We start from the raw sequence: 19,565 nt of genomic DNA on the forward strand, positions 1-19,565 counted from the left end.
GAGTCGGCGCGGCGAAGCGGACGCTCTGCGCGCCCCCGCCGCGCGACTAGTCGTCGGGTGGAATGGTTAATGGTTTGCTATTCTGGGTAGAGTGGAATTTCGCCCGCTCTACCCAGGATTTGTGCACGATCAGGCGTAGCTCTGCAGCGGTCGAACGTTCAGGCTTTCGGATGGGGCGCTGCTGATCGCCTGGGCCGCCGCCAGGGCGCCGGCCGAGGTGGTGTAGTAGGGGATCTTCATCATCAGGGCGGTGCGGCGGATCTCGAAGCTGTCTGCCAGCGACTGCTTGCCTTCCGTCGTGTTGAAGACCAGCTGGACCTCGCCGTTCTTCATCGCGTCGACGATGTGCGGACGGCCTTCCAGGACCTTGCGCACGAACTCCGTCTCGATGCCCTGCTCGCGCAGCCAGTCGCCGGTGCCGGCGGTGGTCAGGACGCGGAAGCCGGCCGCCTGCAGCAGCTTCACCGGCTCGATGATCCAGGGCTTGTCGCTGTCCTTCACCGAGACGAAGGCCGCGCCCTTGGTCGGCAGGGTGGTGCCGCCGCCGAGCTGGCTCTTGGCGAAGGCGCGGGCGAAGGCCGGGGCCATGCCGGTCTCGCCTTCGCGTTTCCAGTCCAGGCCCATGACCTCGCCGGTCGAACGCATCTCCGGACCCAGCACCGTGTCGACGCCGGCGAAGCGGGCGAACGGGAAGACCGCCTCCTTCACCGCGATGTGGTCGTAGGGCCGGTCGACCAGGCCGAAGTCGGCGAGCGGCTCGCCGGCCATGACCTTGGCCGCGATGGCGGCGATCGGCTGGCCGATGGTCTTGGCGACGAAGGGCGCCGTGCGCGAGGCGCGCGGGTTCACTTCCAGGACGTAGATGCGCGGGTTGGCCGAGTGCGGCTCCTCGATCGCGAACTGGACGTTCATCAGGCCGCGCACGTTCAGGGCCAGGGCCATGGCGACGGTCTGACGCTTCAGCTCGGCGATGGTCTCGTCGCGCAGCGAGAAGGGCGGCATCGAACAAGCCGAGTCACCGCTGTGCACGCCGGCTTCCTCGATGTGCTCCAGCACGCCGGCGACGAACACGTCCTTGCCGTCGCACAGGGCGTCGATGTCCACCTCGGTGGCGCGCGACAGATACTGGTCGATCAGGATCGGGGCGTCGCCGCTGACCTCGACGGCCGTGCGGACGTAGCGCTCCAGCTGCTCGTCGTCGCGGACGATCTCCATCCCGCGGCCGCCCAGCACGTAGGACGGCCGGATGACGATCGGATAGCCGACCTCGTGCGCCGCCGTGAAGCATTCCTCGGCGCTGCGGGCCAGGGCGTTGTTCGGCTGGGCGATGTCGAGCTTGTGCAGCAGCTGCTGGAAGCGTTCGCGGTCCTCGGCCAGGTCGATCGAGTCGACGCTGGTGCCCAGGATCGGCACACCGGCCTGCTCCAGCGGGTGGGCCAGCTTCAGCGGGGTCTGGCCGCCGAACTGCACGATCACGCCGGCCAGCGCGCCGTTCTTCTGCTCGACGTGGATCAGCTCCAGCACGTCCTCGGCCGTCAGCGGCTCGAAGTACAGGCGGTCGGAGGTGTCGTAGTCGGTCGAGACGGTCTCGGGGTTGCAGTTGACCATGATCGACTCGATGCCGATGGCGTCGAGCGCGAAGGCCGCGTGGCAGCAGCAGTAGTCGAACTCGATGCCCTGGCCGATCCGGTTCGGGCCGCCGCCCAGGATGATCGCCTTCTTGCGGTTCGAGGGCTCGGCCTCGCAGTCGGGGACCTGGCCCAGGGCGCCGGTCTCGTAGGTCGAGTACATGTAGGGCGTGGTCGCGGCGAACTCGCCGGCGCAGGTGTCGATGCGCTTGAACACCGGCCGGACGTCCAGGGCGTGGCGCGCGGCGCGGACGCCCAGCTCGCTGCCGCCGATCAGCTTGGCCAGACGCATGTCCGAGAAGCCCATCGCCTTCAGGCGGCGGAAGCCGGCGGCGTCGGTCGGCAGGCCGGCCGCGCGGACCAGGCCCTCCTCACGCACGATCTCGGCCAGCTGGCGCAGGAACCAGGGCTCATAGGCGCAGGCGCCGGCGATCTCCTCGACCGACAGGCCGTGGCGGAAGGCCTGGGCGATGACGCGCAGGCGGTCCGGGGTCGGGATGGTCAGGGCGCGCAGCACGGCGGCATGGGCGGTGTCGGGATCGCCCGCGCCCTCGATCTCGACCTCGTCCAGGCCGGTCAGGCCGGTCTCGAGGCCGCGCAGCGCCTTCTGCAGGCTCTCGGCGAAGGTGCGGCCGATGGCCATGACCTCGCCCACCGACTTCATCGAGGTGGTCAGGTAGGGCTCGCTGCCCGGGTACTTCTCGAAGGCGAAGCGGGGGATCTTGGTGACGACGTAGTCGATGCTCGGCTCGAACGAGGCCGGCATGGCGCCGCCGGTGATGTCGTTGGCCAGCTCGTCCAGGGTGTAGCCGACGGCCAGGCGGGCGGCGACCTTGGCGATCGGGAAGCCGGTGGCTTTCGAGGCCAGGGCCGAGCTGCGCGACACGCGCGGGTTCATCTCGATGACGACCATGCGGCCGTCCTTCGGGTTGATCGCCCACTGGACGTTGGAGCCGCCGGTCTCGACGCCGATCTCGCGCAGCACGTCGATGCTGCCCTTGCGCATCCGCTGGTATTCCTTGTCGGTCAGCGTCAGGGCCGGGGCGACGGTGATGGAGTCGCCGGTGTGGACGCCCATCGGGTCCACGTTCTCGATCGAGCAGACGATGATGCAGTTGTCCGCCTTGTCGCGGACGACCTCCATCTCGTATTCCTTCCAGCCGAGGACGCTTTCCTCGATCAGGACCTCGGTGGTCGGGGACAGGTCCAGGCCGCGGGCGACGATCTCGTCGAATTCCTCGCGGTTGTAGGCGATGCCGCCGCCGGTGCCGGCCAGGGTGAAGCTGGGACGGATGATCGCGGGCAGGCCGACGAACTCCAGGCCTTCCAGCGCCTCTTCCATGGTGTGGGCGGCCTTGGAGCGCGGGCTCTCGAGGCCGAGCTTGTCCATGGCGTCGCGGAATTTCTGGCGATCCTCGGCCTTGTCGATGACCTCGGCGTTGGCGCCGATCATCTCGACGCCGAACTTCTCCAGCACGCCCATGCTTTCGAGGGCGAGGGCGGTGTTCAGCGCCGTCTGGCCGCCCATCGTGGGGAGCAGCGCGTCGGGGCGCTCCTTCTCGATGATCTTGGCTACCATGTCGGGCGTGATCGGCTCGATGTAGGTCGCGTCGGCCACGTCCGGATCGGTCATGATCGTGGCGGGGTTCGAATTGACCAGCACGATCCGATAGCCCTCGGCGCGCAGCGCCTTGCAGGCCTGGACGCCGGAGTAGTCGAACTCACAAGCCTGGCCGATGACGATGGGCCCGGCGCCGATGATCAGGATCGAGGAGATATCGGTGCGTTTGGGCATCTTGTCTTTTCGCGCGCAGGGGCCGTCGCGCGCCAAGGCGCGGCCGGTCCGGACAAACTTCAGGTTAAGGCGCCCGTTTAGAGAGGGAGTCGGTCCAGGGCAACCCCGGAATGGGCCGGAGGCGACGCGAGGTCACAGGCGCCGACATTCCACGTCAGGAGGCGGGCGCGGCCGGGTCCCGCCAGGCCTCGCCGGCCGCTGCTCGGTCGTAGCCCATCTGGAACAGCTTGAGCATGTTGTCGGCCTTGAAGTTCAGGCCCTGAGCCTCGGCCTCGTCGGGGATTTCACTGACCTCCATGGTCAGGCCGTTGCGCTGGGCGAAGGCGGCGGTGGCGGCCAGGTGCAGGCGGGTCGAGGCCTTGCTCATGGCGTCGTAGGACCGCGCCAGGATGCCCAGAAGGTTGCCCTTGGTGACGCCGAACTGCGAGCCGACCTGGCCGTTGATGACCACATAGAGGTTGCCCTTGTGGACGGCGCCCTGCGGGTCGGTCCACAGCATCATCGCCTCGGGCACGGTGAAGAAGGGGGTCGTGACCCCGCCGTCGACGTGCATCTCGCGGAACACGCCGCTGGGGCCGTCCATCTCGATCATCACCGGCGGAAAGACCCCGGGGATGCTGGCCGACGCGACCAGGACGTTGTGAAACAGCTCCAGCGCATGGTTGTCGCCGCGCGCGGCCCGCGTTGCGATGGCGCCCATGTCCCAGATGGCGGTTTCCTGAGTGTCGAGGTTCGTCGTCGCGACCAGCAGGCGCCGGCCCTTGGCGTGCTCGGCGGCGATGGCCTTCAGCATCTCGGGCGTGACGTAGGTCTCGACCAGGTGGCGCACCGGGGCGGCGCTGAAGAAGGAGGGGCCCTTGAAGACGGTGATCGCCTTGAAGCTGATCATCCCTTCGGTGCCGCCGTCGGTGTAGGCGGCCTTCAGCCGGTCGTCCCATTGCGAGCCGAGGAAGGCGAACGGCGCGGTGAGGGCGCCGGTGCTGACGCCGGTGACGACATCGAACTGCGGGCGCTTGCCGGCGGCGGTCCAGCCGGCCAGCACCCCGGCGCCGTAGGCCCCGTTCGCGCCGCCGCCGGACAGGGCCAGGACGTTGAAGTCGCCGGGACGCTCGCGCCGCTCCTTGATGATCGTCGACTTGCTCATCGCCGCGTTGGCGTCGGCGGCGCTGTAGCGCACGTCGGACAGGCCCGCGGGGGCGCCGATGCGCTGGTCGATGGGGTCGAAGGCCTCGCGGGAGACGGTCCCGCAGGCGGCCAGCAGCAGCGCGCCGGCCAGGGCGGCGATCCGGGTCAGGGGGCGGGCGAACATGCAGGTCACCTGTCGGTCCGGAGGACCCTATGGAAGTAGCGCGAGACGAGGTTCGGTGAAAGGCTGCCGCGCATCGCCTCGGGATTCTTCCGGAGAGCGCGCAGGAGGGGTGGATGTTCCGGACCGCATTGCTTGTTTCGTCGGCCTTTGCGGCGTCCGCCGCCCTGGCCCAGGGCGCGCCGGTCGCGACGCCGCGAGGCAGCTTCACCGCCACGAACAGCGGTCAGCCGATCATGCCGCCGGCCGGTCCGGTGCAGGTGACGGTGCAGACCGTGACCTTCGCCGCCGGCGCGGTCCTGCCCGCGCACCGGCATCCCTACACCCGCTACGGCTACGTTCTGTCGGGCCGGATACGGGTCGACAACCTGGGTACGGGCCAGTCGGAGGTGTTCGCGACCGGCCAGCCGGTCATCGAGGCGATCGGCCAGTGGCACAGCGGCACGGCCCTGGAGCCGACCACCCTGCTGGTGATCGACCAGGTCCCGCCGGGGCAGGGCAATATCGAGATGAAGCCGCGCTAAGCATTGATCCTCCCCTCTGGGGGAGGTGGCTCGCCGCAGGCGAGACGGAGGGGGGCAAGGGTCTCGGCAGGACCCTCTCAGTCGGCTGCGCCGACTGCTCCCCCCTGGGGGAGCATCCTCGTCAGCGCTTGTATTCGTCCATCAGGCCGGCGAAGCGGTCGAACAGGTAGAGGCTGTCCGTCGGGCCGGGTGAGGCTTCCGGGTGGTGCTGGACGCTGAACACCGGACGGTCCTTCAGCGCGATGCCGGCGTTGGTGCCGTCGAACAGGCTGACGTGGGTCTCCTGCACGGGCTCGGGCAGGCTGTCGCGGTCGACGGTGAAGCCGTGGTTCATCGAGACGATCTCGACCTTGCCGGTGGTCAGGTCCTTCACCGGATGGTTCGCGCCGTGGTGGCCCTGCTCCATCTTCACGGTCTTGGCGCCCAGGGCCAGGGCCAGCATCTGGTGGCCCAGGCAGATGCCGAACACCGGCCGGCCGCTCTCGACCAGCTTCTTGATCTCGGGGACCGCGTATTCGCCGGTCGCGGCCGGGTCGCCCGGGCCGTTCGACAGCAGCACGCCGTCCGGGTTGCGGGCCAGGATGTCCTCGGCCTTGGTGTCGGCCGGCACGACGGTGATCTTGGCGCCGGTCGAGGCCAGGGCGCGCAGGATGTTGCGCTTCACCCCGTAGTCGACGACTACAACCTCGTACTTCGGCTCGGCCAGCTTGCCGTAGGCGTCCGGCCAGTTCCACAGGGTCTCGTCCCAGACGAAGCTCTGGCGGGTGGTGGCGTCCTTGGCCAGGTCCAGGCCGACCAGGCCCGACCATTCGCGGGCCTTGGCGACCAGGGCGTCGATGTCGAACTCGCCGGTCGGGCTGTGGGCGATGACGCCGTGCGGCATGCCGTTCTCGCGGATCGCCTTGGTCAGGGCGCGGGTGTCCACGCCGGCCAGGCCGATGACGCCCCGGCGCTTCATCCAGCCGTCCAGGTCGCTGTCGGCGCGCCAGTTGGCCGGATCGGTCGGGACGTCGCGGAAGATCGCGCCGCGCGCCGAGGTCTCGGCGCCGCCGCCGATCTGCTCCAGGTCCTCGGCGTTGGTGCCGACGTTGCCGACGTGCGGGAAGGTGAAGGCCACGATCTGCGACATGTAGGAGGGGTCCGTGAGGATCTCCTGGTAGCCGGTCATGGCGGTGTTGAAGCAGACCTCGCCGACCGCGTCGCCGATCGCGCCGACGCCGATCCCCGAGAGCACCGCGCCATTGGCGAGCGCGAGAACGCCCGTGGCGCCAGGGATAACCTTGCTCGCCATTGTGTGCTCCTAACCTGCTGGACAAACGGGCGCGTTGGTAGTGACTCGGTCCCCTCGGGTCAAACGTTAATCCGCCCTGGAAGGATCATTCGATGCTGCAGATGCGCCCCAACTGCGAATGCTGCGACCGCGACCTGGCGCCGAACGGCGGCGAGGCGAGGATCTGCAGCTTCGAATGCACCTTCTGCGCCGACTGCGCGGAGGCGAGATTCGACGGGCGATGCCCCAACTGCGGCGGCGACCTGGTCCCTCGGCCCGCCCGCCCGGCGACCTTGCTGGCGAAGTTCCCGGGCAGCGCCGAGCGGGTGCGCAAGCCGCATGAGGCGTGTGTGTAGGGGGCGTGGTTCGAGACGCGGACCTGAGGGTCCGCTCCTCACCATGACGAAGGTGGGGGGGCGATCTCCTGAATTCGTCATCCTGAGGAGCGAGCTTCAGGCGAGCGTCTCGAAGGACGCACGGAGGTCGGGTTGGCGCCCGGCGCCCGCACCGCTACATCCCGGCCCATGACCATCACCACCATCGGCCTCGACGCCGACGACACGCTTTGGCACAACGAGACCATCTTCCGCCTGACCCACAAGCGGTTCGTGGAGCTGCTCGCGCCCTACGCCGACGAGCAGGCGCTGGAGAGCAAGCTGGCCGAGACCGAGAAGCGGAACCTGCGGCTCTACGGCTATGGGGTGAAGGGATTCACCCTGTCGATGATCGAGACGGCGATGGAGCTGACCCAGGACAAGGTCTCCATCGGCGTGATCAAGCAGATCCTGGCCGCCGGGCGCGAGATGCTGACCGAACCGGTCGAGCCGCTGCCGGGCGTGGATCTGGCGCTGCACCAGCTGTCGGAGCGCTATCGCCTGGTGCTGATCACCAAGGGCGACCTGCTGCACCAGGAGCAGAAGCTGGCGGCCAGCGGCCTGGGCGACCTGTTCGCCGCCGTGGAGATCGTCAGCGAGAAGGACGCCGACACCTACCGCCGCGTCTTCGCCCGCCACGGCAGCGGGGCGGAACAGGCGGTCATGGCCGGCAACTCCATGCGTTCGGACATCCTGCCGGCGCTGGAGGCGGGCAGCTGGGGCGCGCTGATTCCCTATCCGCTGGTCTGGGCCCACGAGGCGGCCGACGCGCCGGTCGATCACGGGCGCTACGTCGAGCTCGGCTCGATCGCCGAGCTGCCGGCCTGGGTGGACAAGGTCGCGGGATAGGCCTTGCGTCCCCACGGGACCGACCGCAGGTCGGCCCGAAGGCAGGCTTTCGAGACGCGGACCTGAGGGTCCGCTCCTCAGGATGACGAAGGTGGGCGGGCTGCACTAAGTTCGTCATGGTGAGGAGCGAGCCTTCCGGCGAGCGTCTCGAACCACGCAGGGAGTTTCCGCTTTGAAGTTCGCCGAGTCCGCCGTCGTCGCTTCCTGCCTCGTGCTCGCCTCCTGCTCGACGCTTCCGGCCTTCCCGGGCGCGCGAGCCTCCGCCCCCGCCGCCATCGACGCCGGTCCCTACGACATCGTCATCCGCGGCGGCATGATCTACGACGGCTCGGGCGGCGAGCCCTACATCGGCGAGGTCGGCGTCCGGGGCGACCGGATTGTCGCCGTCGGGCCGAAGCTCAAGGGCGAACGCGCGTCCGAGATCGACGCGACCGGCCAGGCCGTGGCGCCGGGCTTCATCAACATGCTCAGCTGGGCGACCGAAAGCCTGGTCGCCGACGGCCGCGGCCTGTCCGACCTGAAGCAGGGGATCACCCTGGAGGTCATGGGCGAGGGCAGTTCCATGGGCCCGCTCAACGACGCGATGAAGCGCCAGGAGCAGAGCCGCCAAGGCGACATCAAATATCCGATTGGCTGGACCACGCTGGACCAGTACCTGACCTGGCTGGAAGCCAAGGGGATCAACCCCAACGTCGCCTCCTTCGTCGGGGCCGAGACGGTCCGCACCCATGTGCTGGGCGAGAACGACGAGGACCCGACCCCCGCCCAGCTGGCCCAGATGCGGGCGCTGGTGGTCCAGGCGATGGAGGACGGCGCGCTCGGCGTCGGCTCGTCGCTGATCTACGCGCCGGGCAGCTACGCCGACACCGGCGAGCTGACCGCCCTGGCCACGGAAGCGGGCCGCTGCGGCGGCATCTACATCAGCCACATGCGCAGCGAGGGAAACCGGCTGCTTGAGGCGATCGACGAGCTGATCGAGATCTCCCGCAAGTCGGGCGCGCCGGCTGAGATCTTCCACCTGAAGGCGGCCGGCAAGAGCAACTGGGGCAAGCTGGACGCGGCCATCGCTAGGATCGAGGCGGCCCGCAAGGACGGCCTGCGCATCACCGCCGACATGTACAACTACACCGCCGGCTCGACGGGGCTCGATGCGGCCATGCCGACGTGGGTCCAGGCCGGCGGCCGCGAGGCCTGGATCAAGCGGCTGAAGGATCCGGCGACCCGCCGCGAGGTGATCGCCGAGATGCGCACCGACAGCCCGGCATTCGAGAACCTCTACCGCCACGCCGGGGCCGAGGGGACCCTGCTGGTCGGTTTCCGCAACCCCAAGCTCAAGCCCCTCACCGGCAAGACCCTGGCCGAGGTGGCGCGCGAGCGGAAGGTCAGCCCCGAGGACGCCGCCATCGACCTGGTCATCGAGGACGGCAGCCGGGTGCAGGTCGTCTACTTCCTGATGAGCGAGGAGAACGTGAAGCGCCAGACGGCGCTGCCCTGGATGAGCTTCGGCTCCGACGCCAGCGCCCAGGCGCCGGAGGGCGTGTTCCTGCAGTCGAGCACCCACCCGCGCGCCTACGGCAACGTCGCCCGGCTGCTCGGCAAGTACGTGCGCGAGGAGAAGGCGCTGACCCTGCAGGACGCGGTGCGCAAGCTGACCAGCCTGCCGGCTCTGAACCTTGGCCTGCGCGAGCGCGGGGCGCTGAAGGCGGGCTATTTCGCCGACGTGGTGGTGTTCGATCCGAACACCGTCGCCGACAAGGCCACCTACGAGCAGCCCAAGCAGTTCGCCGTCGGCATGAACTGGGTGCTGATCAACGGCGGCGTCGCTCTGCGCAACGGCGAGCCGACCGGCGCCAAGACCGGCCGCGTCGTCCGCGGCCGCGCCTGGAAGGGCTGGGAAGGCGGCGGCTGCAAGGCGTCGGCGAAGGACTGGCAGTGGGCTTGGTGACCTGACGCCCTGGTCATGGTGAGCAGGCCGCGCAGCAGCCGGGGACATGCTCCCGCAGGGTGCGTGTCCCCGATCACCCCGCGGCCAGGGGACACGCACCGCTATGCGGAGCATGTCCCCGCCGCTAGATCTTCTCCCGCTTCCGCAGCTTCAGGCCCCACCAGACCGGCACCGACAGCGCCAGCAGGGCCAGGGCGGGCCAGGTCGACTTCAGGCCGGAGGTCGCGATCACCAACAGGCTGAAGGCCAGGGCGGCGGCCGCCAGCAGTTTCGCGCCGGGACGCTGGTCCGGGTCGCGCAGCAGGGCCAGGCTGCACAGGGCGTAGACGGCCATAAACAGCACCACGGCGACGTTGATCAGCACGTTGAACTGCGTGTTCAGGGTCGGCGAAATGGTGGCCAGGGTGGCGATGGTCATCAGAATCCCCGCCGTGATCAGCCCGCGGCGCGGCAGCTTCGCCGGATCGGTCTCGGAGGCGAAGCGCGGCATGTAGCCGGCGGCGGCGCCGCTGCGGCCGGCTTCGCCTGTGACCAGGGTCCAGCCGCCCAGGGTGCCCATGGCCTTCAGCGCCGCGCAGAGGGCGACGAAATGGCCGGCCCAGGGCCCGGCCAGCCGGGCGACCACCTCGGCGAAGGGGGCGGTCGACCTGGCGAGCTCCGCGGCCGGGATCACGCCCATCACCGCCACGCTGGCGGCGATGTAGACCACGCCGGCCAGGGCGACGCCGCCCAGGGCCGCGATCGGCACGTTCCGCTCGGGTCGGTCGACCACCGCCGCAGCCGCGTTGGCGCTCTCCAGGCCCAGGAAGGCCCAGAATATGATCGACAGCGAGGCCGGGATCGTCTGCAGCAAGGGCTTGCCGGTGACGTTCCAGGATTGCGTGAAGACCTCGTGGTCGAACGCCGCCAGCCCCAGCACGGTCGCCGCGCCGACCGGCAGCAGTCCGATCAGCAGGGTCAGGCCGCTCAGCCGCGTGACCAGCCGCGCGCCGAACAGGCACAGGACCACCGACATCCAGACCAGGACGAGCGTCGCTGCCACGGTCATGCCCTTGCCGGAAAGGCCGGGGATGAATTCCGTCAGGTAGCCGACCGCAGCCAGGGCGATGGCGATGTTGCCGGTCCAGCTCGAGGTCCAGTAGGCCAGCCAGGACACGAAGCCCGCCGCCGGATGCACGCCCCGGGCCGGCCAGTTGACCATGCCGTCGGGATCGGCGCGGGTCGCGCCCAGCACCGCGAAGACGCCGGCGATGGTCAGGGCCCCGACGGTGGCGACGATCCAGCCGATCACGCTCGACGAGCCTACGGAGGCGAGCGAGGCCGGCAGCAGGAACAGGCCCGAGCCGATCATGTTGCCGGCCACCAGCACCGTGGCCAGCAGCGGACCGATGCGGCGGGTGGTCGAACTCACGAAAGCGCCTCGGCGACCCGCGACTGGAACCAGCCGACCGCGGTCTCATGGCGCGGCGACAGCACGCCCCAGTCGTAGACGCCGGCGTCGAGGTTCCGCTGCACGGCCTCGCAGATCACCTTGTCCTCGTGGGTCAGGGTGTCCGAGGCGGCCAGGACGGCGTCCATGTCGGCGCTCTCCGGGTCATAGAAGTAGAGGTAGTCCAGCCGCGTGCGATCGTGGCCGACCGGCTGCATGTGCTCGACCATCATCATGCCGTGGCGGTAGACGTTGAACGCCAGGTTCGGCCACAACCAGGCCCAGAGGCCGTCGTTGACGCCGCCGACGGTCGGGACCTCGTGGACGGCGACCGCCCCGTTCATGCGGACCTGGTAGCGGGCGGTCTCGACCTCGGCCGCCAGGGCGGGATGGACGGCGTCGATGTGATAGCCCTCCAGGTAGTTCTCGACATAGGCCTTCCAGTTGCAGGCCAGTTCGTGGCTGCGGCGCAGGGTGGCCGAACCGACGGCGACGCCGCGGTCCTCGAACAGCCCGTCCAGCGGCGCGACCAGCTCGGCCAGCGGGCCGGCGGCCCCGTCGAGGTTGGCGAAGACGAAGCCGCGCCAGGTCTCCAGTCGCACGGGAAACAGGCCGAACTCGCGCGGGTCGAAACCCTCGGTCGCGCCGAAGCCGACGGCGCTGCGCAGCCGACCGTCCAGGGCGTAGCGCCAGCCGTGGTATTTGCAGGTCAGTTCGCCGCCGCACTGGCCGCTGCGATCCGTGACCAGCGGCCCGGCGCGATGGCGGCAGACATTGTGGAAACCGCGCAGGACGGCGTCCTTGCCCCGCACCGCCACGATCGAACGTCCCGCGACCTCGGCGGACAGGTAGTCGCCGGGCGTCGCCGCTTCGTTCTCGTGGCCCAGGAATTGCCAACCCGCGCCGAACACCGCGTCGCGCTCTCGGCCGTAGACGACCGGGTCGCGGTAGAGGGCGGAAGAGAGGGTGCGTTGCATGGCGGTGACTTCGGCTGACGCGAGGGAACAGGTCAAGTCTCGTCCGGCGTGCGGTGCGGCGGGACCCCGGCGCGGTAGCGGTTGGGCGGCACGCCGAGCAGGCGCTTGAACATGGTGGAGAAGGCGGCCGGGCTGTCGTAGCCGAGATCAAGCGCCACGGTCGTCACCGGCTCGCCGGCCGTGATCCGGGGCAGGGCGACCAGCAGGCAGGCCTGCTGCCGCCAGGCGCCGAAACTCATCCCCGTCTCGCGCCGGAACAGGCGGGTGAAGGCGCGGCGCTCCATGCCCAGGGACTGGGCCCAGGCGTCGATCGTGTCGTGCGGCCGGGGGCGCTCCAGGAAGGCGTGGCAGCGACCGGCCAGGGCCGGCGTCGCCGGGAAGGGGACCGACAGCGGCACCAGCGGGGCGCGGCCCAACTCGACCAGCAGCAGCCTCATCACCAAGCCGTCGCGCCCGCCCTCGTCGTACTCCGGTTCGATCTCGCAGGCCGTGACGATCAGGTTGCGCAGCAGAGGCGAGACGGCGATCACCCGCGAGGCCTCGCCCAGTACGTCGCAGGCCTGCGGCGCGATCAGGATGCCGCGGCTGCTGACATGCCCGACGCCGCGAACGGCATGCGGCACGCCGGGCGGCGTCCACACCGCGCGTTCCGGCGGCGCGATCCAGGCGCCGTAGGGCGTGCTGACGATGACCACGCCGGTGGCGGCGTAGAGCAGCTGGCCGCGCTTATGACTGTGCCAGTCCAGCTCGAACGACGGCGGATACTCGTTGCCGACCCCGATGACCGCGCGCGGCGTGTCGTCATAGTCGTCCGGGTTGTTCCATTCGGCGGCCATGTCCCACTCGCGAAAGTGAAAGTCCCGACATGGAATGCGGGGCGTCGGTCAAATCCCTATCGCCGGAGCCCTCGCATGGGAACCGCAACATGACCGATACGACCGCCGACCCCAGTCCTGCCCCCGCATTCACGCCGGAGAAGACCGCCTTCGGCGTGATCCTGGCGATCAGCTTCTGCCACCTGCTCAACGACATGATGCAGTCGCTGCTGCCGGCCATCTATCCGAACCTCAAGGCCGAGCTGAACCTCACCTTCGGGCAGATCGGTCTCGTGACGCTCGTGTACCAGGTGACCGCCTCCATCCTGCAGCCGATGGTCGGCTGGTACGCGGACCGGCGGCCGACGCCGATGGCGCTGCCGGGCGGGACGCTGTTCTCGCTGGCCGGGCTGGCGGTCCTGGCGGTGGCGCACAGCTATGCGCTGTTGCTGGTCGGGGCCTGTCTGCTGGGCATGGGATCGTCGGTGTTCCACCCCGAGTCCTCGCGGGTGGCGCGGATGGCCGCCGGCGGCCGCCACGGCCTGGCGCAGTCGCTGTTCCAGGTCGGCGGCAACGCCGGCTCGGCCCTGGGACCGCTGGCGGCGGCCGTCGTGGTCGTGCGCTGGGGCCAGTCGAGCCTGGCCTTCTTCGCCCTGCTGGCGTTGCTGGCCGGCGGCATCCTGTGGAACGTCGCCCAGTGGTATCGCCACCACGGCCTGGCGCGCCTGAAGGCCGCCGCCGCCCGCGGCGTCGCCGAGGCTCCGCTGCCGCGCGGGGCGGCCGGTCGAGGCATCGCCATCCTGCTGGCGCTGATCTTCTCGAAGTACGTCTACCTGGCCAGCCTGACGAGCTACTTCACCTTCTATCTGATCCAGCGCTTCCAGCTGTCTGTCGAGCACGCCCAGATGTACCTGTTCGTGTTCCTCGGCGCGGTCGCGGTCGGCACCATCGCGGGCGGGCCGCTGGGCGATCGCTTCGGACGCAAGCCGGTGATCTGGCTGTCGATCCTGGGCGTGCTGCCGTTCAGCCTGCTGCTGCCCCACGCCAGCCTGTTCTGGACCGGGCCGCTGTGCGTGATCATCGGCCTGCTGCTGGCCTCGGCCTTCCCGGCCATCGTGGTCTTCGCCCAGGAGCTGACGCCCGGCCGGGTGGGCATGATCTCCGGCCTGTTCTTCGGCTTCTCGTTCGGGATGGGCGGGCTGGGCGCCGCGGCGCTGGGCTACGTCGCCGACGCCGCCGGGATCGAGACCGTCTACCGGATCTGCGCCTTCCTGCCGGCCATCGGCCTGCTGGCGGCCTTCCTGCCCAACCTCCGCAAGGCGACGGCCTGACTGAACTTTTGTGACACGCTGTTCCGGCGGCGTGTCACAACCGTCCCGCCTGTATCGTCTTCCCCTCAGAGAGAGGGAGACGACTATGATCCAACGCGGGATCGCGGCGCTGCTGGGCGGGGGCCTGGCCGTCAATGCGCTGTTCATGCTGGCCAAGCCGCTGCCCTGGTACGACGCCGTGCCGGGGGTGCCGCTGACCGGCGCCTTCAACCCCCACTTCGTCCGTGACATCGGCATGGCCTATGCGGTCGTGAGCCTCGGCCTGCTGTGGTTCGCCTGGCGGCCGCGACAGGGCTGGCCGGCGCTGGTCTGCGCCGCGGCCTTCCTGTCGCTGCACGCCGCCATCCACGTCGGCGACGCCAGCTGCTCGGGCAGCTTCTGGGGCGACCTGGCCCGCGATTTCCCCGGCGTCTTCCTGCCCGCCCTGATCGCGACGGCCATCGCCGTCCTGTCCCGTCCCACGAAGGAGGCCTGACATGCTGAAAGCCCTGCTCCGTCGCCAGCTGGCGAACTTCGAGAGGACCTGGGGATACGACGCGACCTACATGCGCGAGTTCCTCGACGACGATCCCTGGGCCTTCATCCGCTTCGGCTTCGTCGCGTCGCTGGGCCACGGCAAGCGGGCCCCGGCCGAGGCCGTCGCGGCGGCGGGGGTGGTCGGGACCCTGGCCGGCGACTGCGGGCCCTGCACCCAGCTCGGGATCGACATGGCCGCCGCCGACGGCGTCGCGCCCGGGGTGCTGCGCGGAGTCCTGGCCGGCGACCGCCAGGCGATGGGCGAGGCAGCGGCGCTGGGCTACGACTTCGCCCACGCCGTCCTCGACCGCCGGCTGGCCGACGCCGACGAGATCCGCGAGGAGATCCAGCGCCGCTGGGGGCGTCGTGCGCTGCTCGACATCGCCCTCGCCCTGACCACCGCCCAGATGTATCCCACGCTCAAGTACGGTCTCGGCCATGGCCGGTCCTGTCAGCAGGTGACGGTCGGCGGCGTCGCCGCCCCCTTCCAGCATGCGGAGCGCGCAGCGGCATGAACACCCGATCCATCGATCTCTTCGAGCGCGAACGCGCGCGGCTGCAGCGTCTCGCCTACCGCATGCTCGGCTCGGTCAGCGAGGCCGAGGACGTGGTCCAGGACGCCTGGCTGCGCTGGGACCGCGCCGGCGAGGCGGCCGAGAACCCGCAGGCCTGGCTGATGCAGACCGTCACCCGCCTGTGCCTCGACCGGCTGAAGTCGGCCCGCGCCCGCCGCGAGACCTACGTCGGCCCCTGGCTGCCCGAGCCGCTGATCGAGGAGATGCCCGAGGATCCGGTCGAACGGGCCGAGGACGTGTCCGTCGCCTTCCTGCTGGCGCTGGAGCGGCTGTCGCCGCTGGAGCGGGCGGTGTTCCTGCTGCATGACGTCTTCGACCAGGACTACGCCGACATCGCCCGCCAGCTCGGCCGGGGCGAGCCCGCGGTGCGCCAGCTGGCCGCCCGGGCGCGAGGCCACGTCAAGGACGGCCGGCCGCGCTTCACGGTCTCGCAGGAGAAGACCATGCAGCTGGCGGCGGCCTTCATGGCCGCGGCGGTCGGCAACGACACCGCCCAGCTGTCCAGCCTGCTGGCCGAGGACGCGGTGCTGATCTCCGACGGCGGCGGCAAGCGTCCGGCGGCTCTGCGCCCGATGGTCGGCCGCGACGACGTGATGGGGCTGATCTCCGGCATCATCAACACGCACGGCGCCTTCGCCCGGCCGCTGGCCATGCGTCCGGCGCTGATCAACGGCGTGCCCGGCGTGGTGATGGAACTGGAAGACGGCGTCCAGACGATGGCCTTCGAGGCCGGCGACGACGGCAGGCTGGCGGCCATCTACATCATGCGGAACCCGGACAAGCTGGGGCATGTGAGGACGTAACGCGGCGAGGATGCTCCCCCCTGGGGGAGCTGTCGGCGCGAAGCGACGACTGAGGGGGTTATGGGCATGTGACGAACCCCCTCCGTCTCGCCTGCGGCGAGCCACCTCCCCCAGAGGGGAGGATCTAGGCCGAAGCCCTAAGCCACTCTCTGTAGTCCACGCGCGCCCACCGTTCCGCCGCCTCGCGCACCTCGGTCGGCGCCTCCGCCCGTTTCCGCGCGGTGTCGGGGGTGAAGTCCTGGTCTGGCGACTTGGCGTCGGCCGTCGCGGCGGCCCGCATCACGGCCCGCTCCTCCGGCGTGAGGCCGAGCGCCGGCAGCCGGGGCAGGGCGTCGACCAGTTCGGGATAGCCGATCCCGATCAACGCTTCGCGATGGTCCAGCGCCGTGCGGTACAGCGCGCCCTGCACCGCCGCCGCCAGCTCGTCGCGCGACAGGCGGTTGCGCTCGTCCTCGGTCAGGCCCAACCGCGCCGGATCGACCGTGTCCCGCACCGTCATCAGGCTGGGCATCCGCGACAGCGAGACCAGCACCTCCAGGGGGTCTCGATAGATGAAGAGCGTCGGCGCGGCCGGGAAGGCCCGCCGCAGCAGCGGCAGCTCGAACAGATGCCAGGCGTCCAGCTTCACGAACAGCCGCTCGGGCGGCCTGGTCTGGGAGCGGGCGAACGCCGCCATCGCGCCGCGCAGCCAAGCGATCTTCCGCGTCTCCGGAGCGTCCGGCGTCCGCCGCAGGATATCGTCGACGACCGGCGCCTCGGATACCGCCAGATGATGCGCCGGGGCGCCGAGCATCCGTGTCGCCAGCGTCGAGCCGCAGCGCGAGACGTGGAAGATCAGCGCGGCGGGGTCGGCCTCGTCCGCCTCGAGCGCCGACGGCGGCGTGGTCCAGGCCGCGCCGCCGGCCCGGCGCCAGCGGGCCAGGGTCTCCTCGAAGAAGGGCTCGGTGAAGCGCCCGCCGTCGCCGGCGCGCCATTCGACCTCGCCCTGCGTCAGGCGGCTTGGCGCGGCGTATGGCGACATGCGATCTCCCCAGCGTGGCTTCGCCATGATGGCGCGCCGCCCGTCCAGGAGCCTCCGCATGCCGACCCGTATCGTCAACGCCCCCGACGCCCCGGCCGCCGCCGGCGGCTACGCCCAGGCCCTTGAGGTCACGGGCGCTGAGCGCCTGCTCTTCGTCAGCGGCCAGATCCCGGTCGCGCCCGACGGCTCCATGGCGGCCGACTTCCCCGGTCAGGCGCGGCAGGCCTGGGCCAACCTCGAGGCTCAGCTGCGGGCGGCGGGCATGGGGCTCGACAACCTGGTCAAGCTGACCGTCTTCCTTTCCGACCGCCGCTGGGCGATGGACAACCGCGCCATCCGCCAGGAGGTGCTCGGCGACCGCCGCGTGGCGATGACGGTGGTCATCGCCGGCATCTTCGACGAGGCTTGGCTGCTTGAGATCGAGGCTGTCGCCGCGGCCTGATCCGCGTCCTTCGAGAGGCGTTACTGGCGAGAAGGCCCTTCGCCGCGCTATGACGGCGCATGCGTTTCGACGACCGCTTCCTCGAGGAGATCAAGTCGCGCGTCCGGCTGTCGGACGTGATCGGCAAGACCGTGAAACTCAAGCGCCAGGGGCGCGAGTACGTGGGGCTGTCGCCCTTCACCAAGGAGCGGTCGCCGAGTTTCTTCGTCAATGACGACAAGGGATTCTACCACGACTTCTCGTCGGGCAAGCACGGCGACCTGATCAGCTTCCTGCAGGAGACCGAGCGGCTGACCTTCATGGAGGCGGTCGAGCGGCTGGCGGCCGAAGCGGGCATGGCGCTGCCGGCGCCCGATCCGCAGTTCGCCGAACAGGAGAAGAAGCGCCAGGGCCTGGGCGACTGGATGGAGCTGGCCGCCTCCTGGTTCGAGGGCGAGCTGCACCGACCGGTCGGCAAGGCGGCGCGGGACTATCTGACCCGCCGGGGCCTGCCCGAGCAGGAGTGGAAGCGGTTCCGCATCGGTTTCGCGCCGAACAACCGCACGGCGCTGAAGGACTATCTGATCACCAAGGGCGCCAAGGCCGGCGATCTGGTCGAGGCGGGACTGCTGATCTCGCCGGAGGATGGCGGCGCGCCGTACGATCGCTTCCGCGACCGCATCATCTTCCCGATCGCCGACGCCCGCGGGCGAACCGTCTCGTTCGGCGGGCGAGCGATGGATCCGGAGGCGCGGGCCAAGTACCTGAACGGTCCCGAGACCAGCCTCTTCCACAAGGGGCGGCTGCTCTACGGCTTGCCCGAGGCGCGAAAACTGCTCCACGCCAGCAACGATGAGCAGCTCGTGGTCGTTGAAGGCTACATGGACGCCATCGCCTGCCAGCGTGCGAACATCCCCGCCGTCGCTCCCTTGGGCACCGCCCTGACCGAGGATCAGATGGAGGTGCTCTGGCGGCTGCATCCGGAGCCGACGCTCTGTTTCGACGGCGACGGGGCGGGCATGAGGGCGGCGGCGCGTTCGATCGATCGCGCCCTGCCGTTGCTCAAGCCGGGCAAGAGCTTCAAGTTCGCCATCGTCGTCGGCGGCAAGGATCCCGACGACGTGCTGCGCGAGCAGGGCCCCAACGCCCTGAAGGCCCAGCTGGCCGAGACCACGCCGTTCGTCGACGCCCTGTTCACCCGTGAGCGCGACGCCGAGCCGCTGGATACCCCCGAGCGCAAGGCCGGGCTCAAGCAGCGGCTCCGGGCCGCGGCCGGAAGCATCGCCGACAAAGACCTGGCCCAGGCCTACAAGGACGACCTGTACGGCCGCCTCGACGTCCTGTTCGCCCGGCCCGGCCGGGGCGGAGGAGGCGAGGATGGCGGCGCGCCGCGTCAGGCCCGCCGCCCCTTCCAACCGGGTGCGGGCAAGGGGCAGAGGGGCGCCATGACGTTCGACGCCTTCCCGACGCCGGAGGGCAAGGAGGCCGCCAAGAAGCTGGCGGTTTCGCTCGATCCGTTGGCCGCCGCCCTGGCCAAGGGCGCTCTGGACGATCCCCATCGCCTCGACGACCACCTGGAGCTGCTCGAACGCTCCGGGTTCGGAGATCCTGGGCTTTCGGAATTGGCGAAAGAAATCATTCGCCTGCGACTCGACGCCGATCACCTTGACAGCGGGGCCCTTGCACGCCATCTGCGGGACCGTGGATTTGCCGGGCTGCTGACTGACATCGACCGGGCCGCTGCAAGAGCAGGCGCGCCCTTCCTGAAACAGGATGTCACCCTCGCCGCCGCCAGATCCCAGTGGACGCACGCTTTTGAGGTGTTGAACCGATTGGCTGCGCTCGAGACCGCCCTGTCGTCCGCCAAGGCCAACCTTGGGGGGCGTTCCGACATGGCGGCATTCGAACGCCTGAAGGCCGAGCGAGACACTTTGAAGCGGGCGGTGCGCTCTGGGGACATCTGGACGGACGGCGAAGCCTAACCCC

Annotated in this window: 17 protein-coding genes; 10 read left to right on the forward strand and 7 right to left on the reverse strand. The window is 70.0% G+C overall.

The window, feature by feature from the left end:
* Window positions 1-129: 129 nt before the first annotated feature.
* Together carB and CSW64_RS03655 are read right to left on the reverse strand one after the other, a co-directional pair.
* Window positions 130-3,423: a carbamoyl-phosphate synthase large subunit gene (carB, locus tag CSW64_RS03650; RefSeq protein ID WP_099620825.1), complete on the reverse strand. Its 3,294-nt coding sequence runs from the start codon at window positions 3,421-3,423 to the stop codon at window positions 130-132.
* 154 nt (window positions 3,424-3,577) lie between these two features.
* Window positions 3,578-4,732, reverse strand: a complete 1,155-nt coding sequence (locus CSW64_RS03655; protein WP_099620826.1) for a patatin-like phospholipase family protein — start codon at window positions 4,730-4,732, stop codon at window positions 3,578-3,580.
* 113 nt (window positions 4,733-4,845) lie between these two features.
* On the opposite strand from CSW64_RS03655, the gene CSW64_RS03660 reads away from it, so the two are divergent.
* The gene (locus CSW64_RS03660; protein ID WP_099620827.1) at window positions 4,846-5,253 is read left to right on the forward strand and encodes a cupin domain-containing protein; all 408 of its coding nucleotides are present in this window, start codon (window positions 4,846-4,848) and stop codon (window positions 5,251-5,253) included.
* 121 nt (window positions 5,254-5,374) lie between these two features.
* On the opposite strand, the gene carA is transcribed toward CSW64_RS03660, so the two are convergent.
* Entirely contained in the window at window positions 5,375-6,544 is a 1,170-nt protein-coding gene (gene carA / locus CSW64_RS03665) for a glutamine-hydrolyzing carbamoyl-phosphate synthase small subunit (RefSeq protein WP_099620828.1), read from the reverse strand.
* Between the two features lie 92 nt (window positions 6,545-6,636).
* Here carA and CSW64_RS03670 point away from each other — a divergent pair, with 92 nt between their 5' ends.
* The 3 genes from CSW64_RS03670 (at window position 6,637) to CSW64_RS03680 (ending at window position 9,691) form a co-directional block, all read left to right on the forward strand.
* Entirely contained in the window at window positions 6,637-6,879 is a 243-nt protein-coding gene (locus tag CSW64_RS03670; RefSeq protein WP_099620829.1) for a DUF1272 domain-containing protein, read from the forward strand.
* Between the two features lie 168 nt (window positions 6,880-7,047).
* Entirely contained in the window at window positions 7,048-7,746 is a 699-nt protein-coding gene (locus CSW64_RS03675) for an HAD family hydrolase (protein ID WP_099620830.1), read from the forward strand.
* A gap of 172 nt (window positions 7,747-7,918) precedes the next feature.
* Window positions 7,919-9,691, forward strand: a complete 1,773-nt coding sequence (locus tag CSW64_RS03680; RefSeq protein ID WP_245863824.1) for an N-acyl-D-amino-acid deacylase family protein — start codon at window positions 7,919-7,921, stop codon at window positions 9,689-9,691.
* Between the two features lie 124 nt (window positions 9,692-9,815).
* Here CSW64_RS03680 and CSW64_RS03685 read toward each other — a convergent pair whose 3' ends face one another.
* From CSW64_RS03685 to CSW64_RS03695, 3 genes are read right to left on the reverse strand one after another with little or no spacing between them, the layout of a single operon-like run.
* Entirely contained in the window at window positions 9,816-11,102 is a 1,287-nt protein-coding gene (locus tag CSW64_RS03685; protein ID WP_099620831.1) for an amino acid permease, read from the reverse strand.
* On the reverse strand, window positions 11,099-12,097 hold the full coding sequence (locus CSW64_RS03690; RefSeq protein ID WP_099620832.1) for an aromatic ring-hydroxylating oxygenase subunit alpha: 999 nt from the start codon (window positions 12,095-12,097) through the stop codon (window positions 11,099-11,101). The genes CSW64_RS03685 and CSW64_RS03690 overlap by 4 nt, the downstream gene beginning before the upstream one ends.
* A 32-nt stretch (window positions 12,098-12,129) precedes the next feature.
* Complete coding sequence (locus tag CSW64_RS03695; protein WP_099620833.1) at window positions 12,130-12,933, reverse strand: AraC family transcriptional regulator; 804 nt, start codon at window positions 12,931-12,933, stop codon at window positions 12,130-12,132.
* A gap of 89 nt (window positions 12,934-13,022) precedes the next feature.
* On the opposite strand from CSW64_RS03695, the gene CSW64_RS03700 reads away from it, so the two are divergent.
* The 4 genes from CSW64_RS03700 to CSW64_RS03715 all read left to right on the forward strand — a co-directional run bounded on the left by CSW64_RS03700 (window position 13,023) and on the right by CSW64_RS03715 (window position 16,137).
* Window positions 13,023-14,243: an MFS transporter gene (locus CSW64_RS03700; RefSeq protein ID WP_099620834.1), complete on the forward strand. Its 1,221-nt coding sequence runs from the start codon at window positions 13,023-13,025 to the stop codon at window positions 14,241-14,243.
* A gap of 85 nt (window positions 14,244-14,328) precedes the next feature.
* Window positions 14,329-14,718 carry a hypothetical protein gene (locus CSW64_RS03705; protein ID WP_099620835.1) on the forward strand — a complete coding sequence of 130 codons (390 nt, stop codon included), beginning with the start codon at window positions 14,329-14,331 and terminating at the stop codon, window positions 14,716-14,718.
* Between the two features lies 1 nt (window position 14,719).
* A complete protein-coding gene (locus CSW64_RS03710; RefSeq protein WP_099620836.1) occupies window positions 14,720-15,274 on the forward strand; it encodes a hypothetical protein in 555 nt (184 codons plus the stop codon).
* Entirely contained in the window at window positions 15,271-16,137 is an 867-nt protein-coding gene (locus CSW64_RS03715) for a sigma-70 family RNA polymerase sigma factor (protein WP_099620837.1), read from the forward strand. Before CSW64_RS03710 ends, CSW64_RS03715 begins: the two co-directional genes overlap by 4 nt.
* 124 nt (window positions 16,138-16,261) lie before the next feature.
* Here the strand turns inward: CSW64_RS03715 and CSW64_RS03720 are convergent, their stop codons facing one another.
* A complete protein-coding gene (locus CSW64_RS03720) occupies window positions 16,262-17,158 on the reverse strand; it encodes a sulfotransferase family protein (RefSeq protein WP_099620838.1) in 897 nt (298 codons plus the stop codon).
* Between the two features lie 58 nt (window positions 17,159-17,216).
* Between CSW64_RS03720 and CSW64_RS03725 the strand changes: the two genes are divergently transcribed.
* The gene (locus tag CSW64_RS03725; RefSeq protein ID WP_099620839.1) at window positions 17,217-17,600 is read left to right on the forward strand and encodes a RidA family protein; all 384 of its coding nucleotides are present in this window, start codon (window positions 17,217-17,219) and stop codon (window positions 17,598-17,600) included.
* A gap of 59 nt (window positions 17,601-17,659) precedes the next feature.
* A complete protein-coding gene (gene dnaG / locus CSW64_RS03730; protein ID WP_099620840.1) occupies window positions 17,660-19,561 on the forward strand; it encodes a DNA primase in 1,902 nt (633 codons plus the stop codon).
* The last annotated feature ends 4 nt before the right edge of the window (window positions 19,562-19,565 follow it).

The sequence above is a fragment of the Caulobacter mirabilis genome (assembly GCF_002749615.1).
Taxonomy (GTDB): domain Bacteria; phylum Pseudomonadota; class Alphaproteobacteria; order Caulobacterales; family Caulobacteraceae; genus Caulobacter; species Caulobacter mirabilis.

Bases quoted from the DNA above. Each gene is read 5' to 3' on its own strand.
- CSW64_RS03700 (WP_099620834.1), top strand. From the start codon at position 13,023: ATGACCGATACGACCGCCGACCCCAGTCCTGCCCCCGCATTCACGCCG.
- dnaG (WP_099620840.1), top strand. From the start codon at position 17,660: ATGCGTTTCGACGACCGCTTCCTCGAGGAGATCAAGTCGCGCGTCCGG.
- CSW64_RS03710 (WP_099620836.1), top strand. From the start codon at position 14,720: ATGCTGAAAGCCCTGCTCCGTCGCCAGCTGGCGAACTTCGAGAGGACC.
- carB (WP_099620825.1), bottom strand. From the start codon at position 3,423: ATGCCCAAACGCACCGATATCTCCTCGATCCTGATCATCGGCGCCGGG.
- carA (WP_099620828.1), bottom strand. From the start codon at position 6,544: ATGGCGAGCAAGGTTATCCCTGGCGCCACGGGCGTTCTCGCGCTCGCC.
- CSW64_RS03695 (WP_099620833.1), bottom strand. From the start codon at position 12,933: ATGGCCGCCGAATGGAACAACCCGGACGACTATGACGACACGCCGCGC.
- CSW64_RS03725 (WP_099620839.1), top strand. From the start codon at position 17,217: ATGCCGACCCGTATCGTCAACGCCCCCGACGCCCCGGCCGCCGCCGGC.
- CSW64_RS03675 (WP_099620830.1), top strand. From the start codon at position 7,048: ATGACCATCACCACCATCGGCCTCGACGCCGACGACACGCTTTGGCAC.
- CSW64_RS03690 (WP_099620832.1), bottom strand. From the start codon at position 12,097: ATGCAACGCACCCTCTCTTCCGCCCTCTACCGCGACCCGGTCGTCTAC.
- CSW64_RS03655 (WP_099620826.1), bottom strand. From the start codon at position 4,732: ATGTTCGCCCGCCCCCTGACCCGGATCGCCGCCCTGGCCGGCGCGCTG.
- CSW64_RS03670 (WP_099620829.1), top strand. From the start codon at position 6,637: ATGCTGCAGATGCGCCCCAACTGCGAATGCTGCGACCGCGACCTGGCG.
- CSW64_RS03660 (WP_099620827.1), top strand. From the start codon at position 4,846: ATGTTCCGGACCGCATTGCTTGTTTCGTCGGCCTTTGCGGCGTCCGCC.
- CSW64_RS03720 (WP_099620838.1), bottom strand. From the start codon at position 17,158: ATGTCGCCATACGCCGCGCCAAGCCGCCTGACGCAGGGCGAGGTCGAA.
- CSW64_RS03705 (WP_099620835.1), top strand. From the start codon at position 14,329: ATGATCCAACGCGGGATCGCGGCGCTGCTGGGCGGGGGCCTGGCCGTC.
- CSW64_RS03715 (WP_099620837.1), top strand. From the start codon at position 15,271: ATGAACACCCGATCCATCGATCTCTTCGAGCGCGAACGCGCGCGGCTG.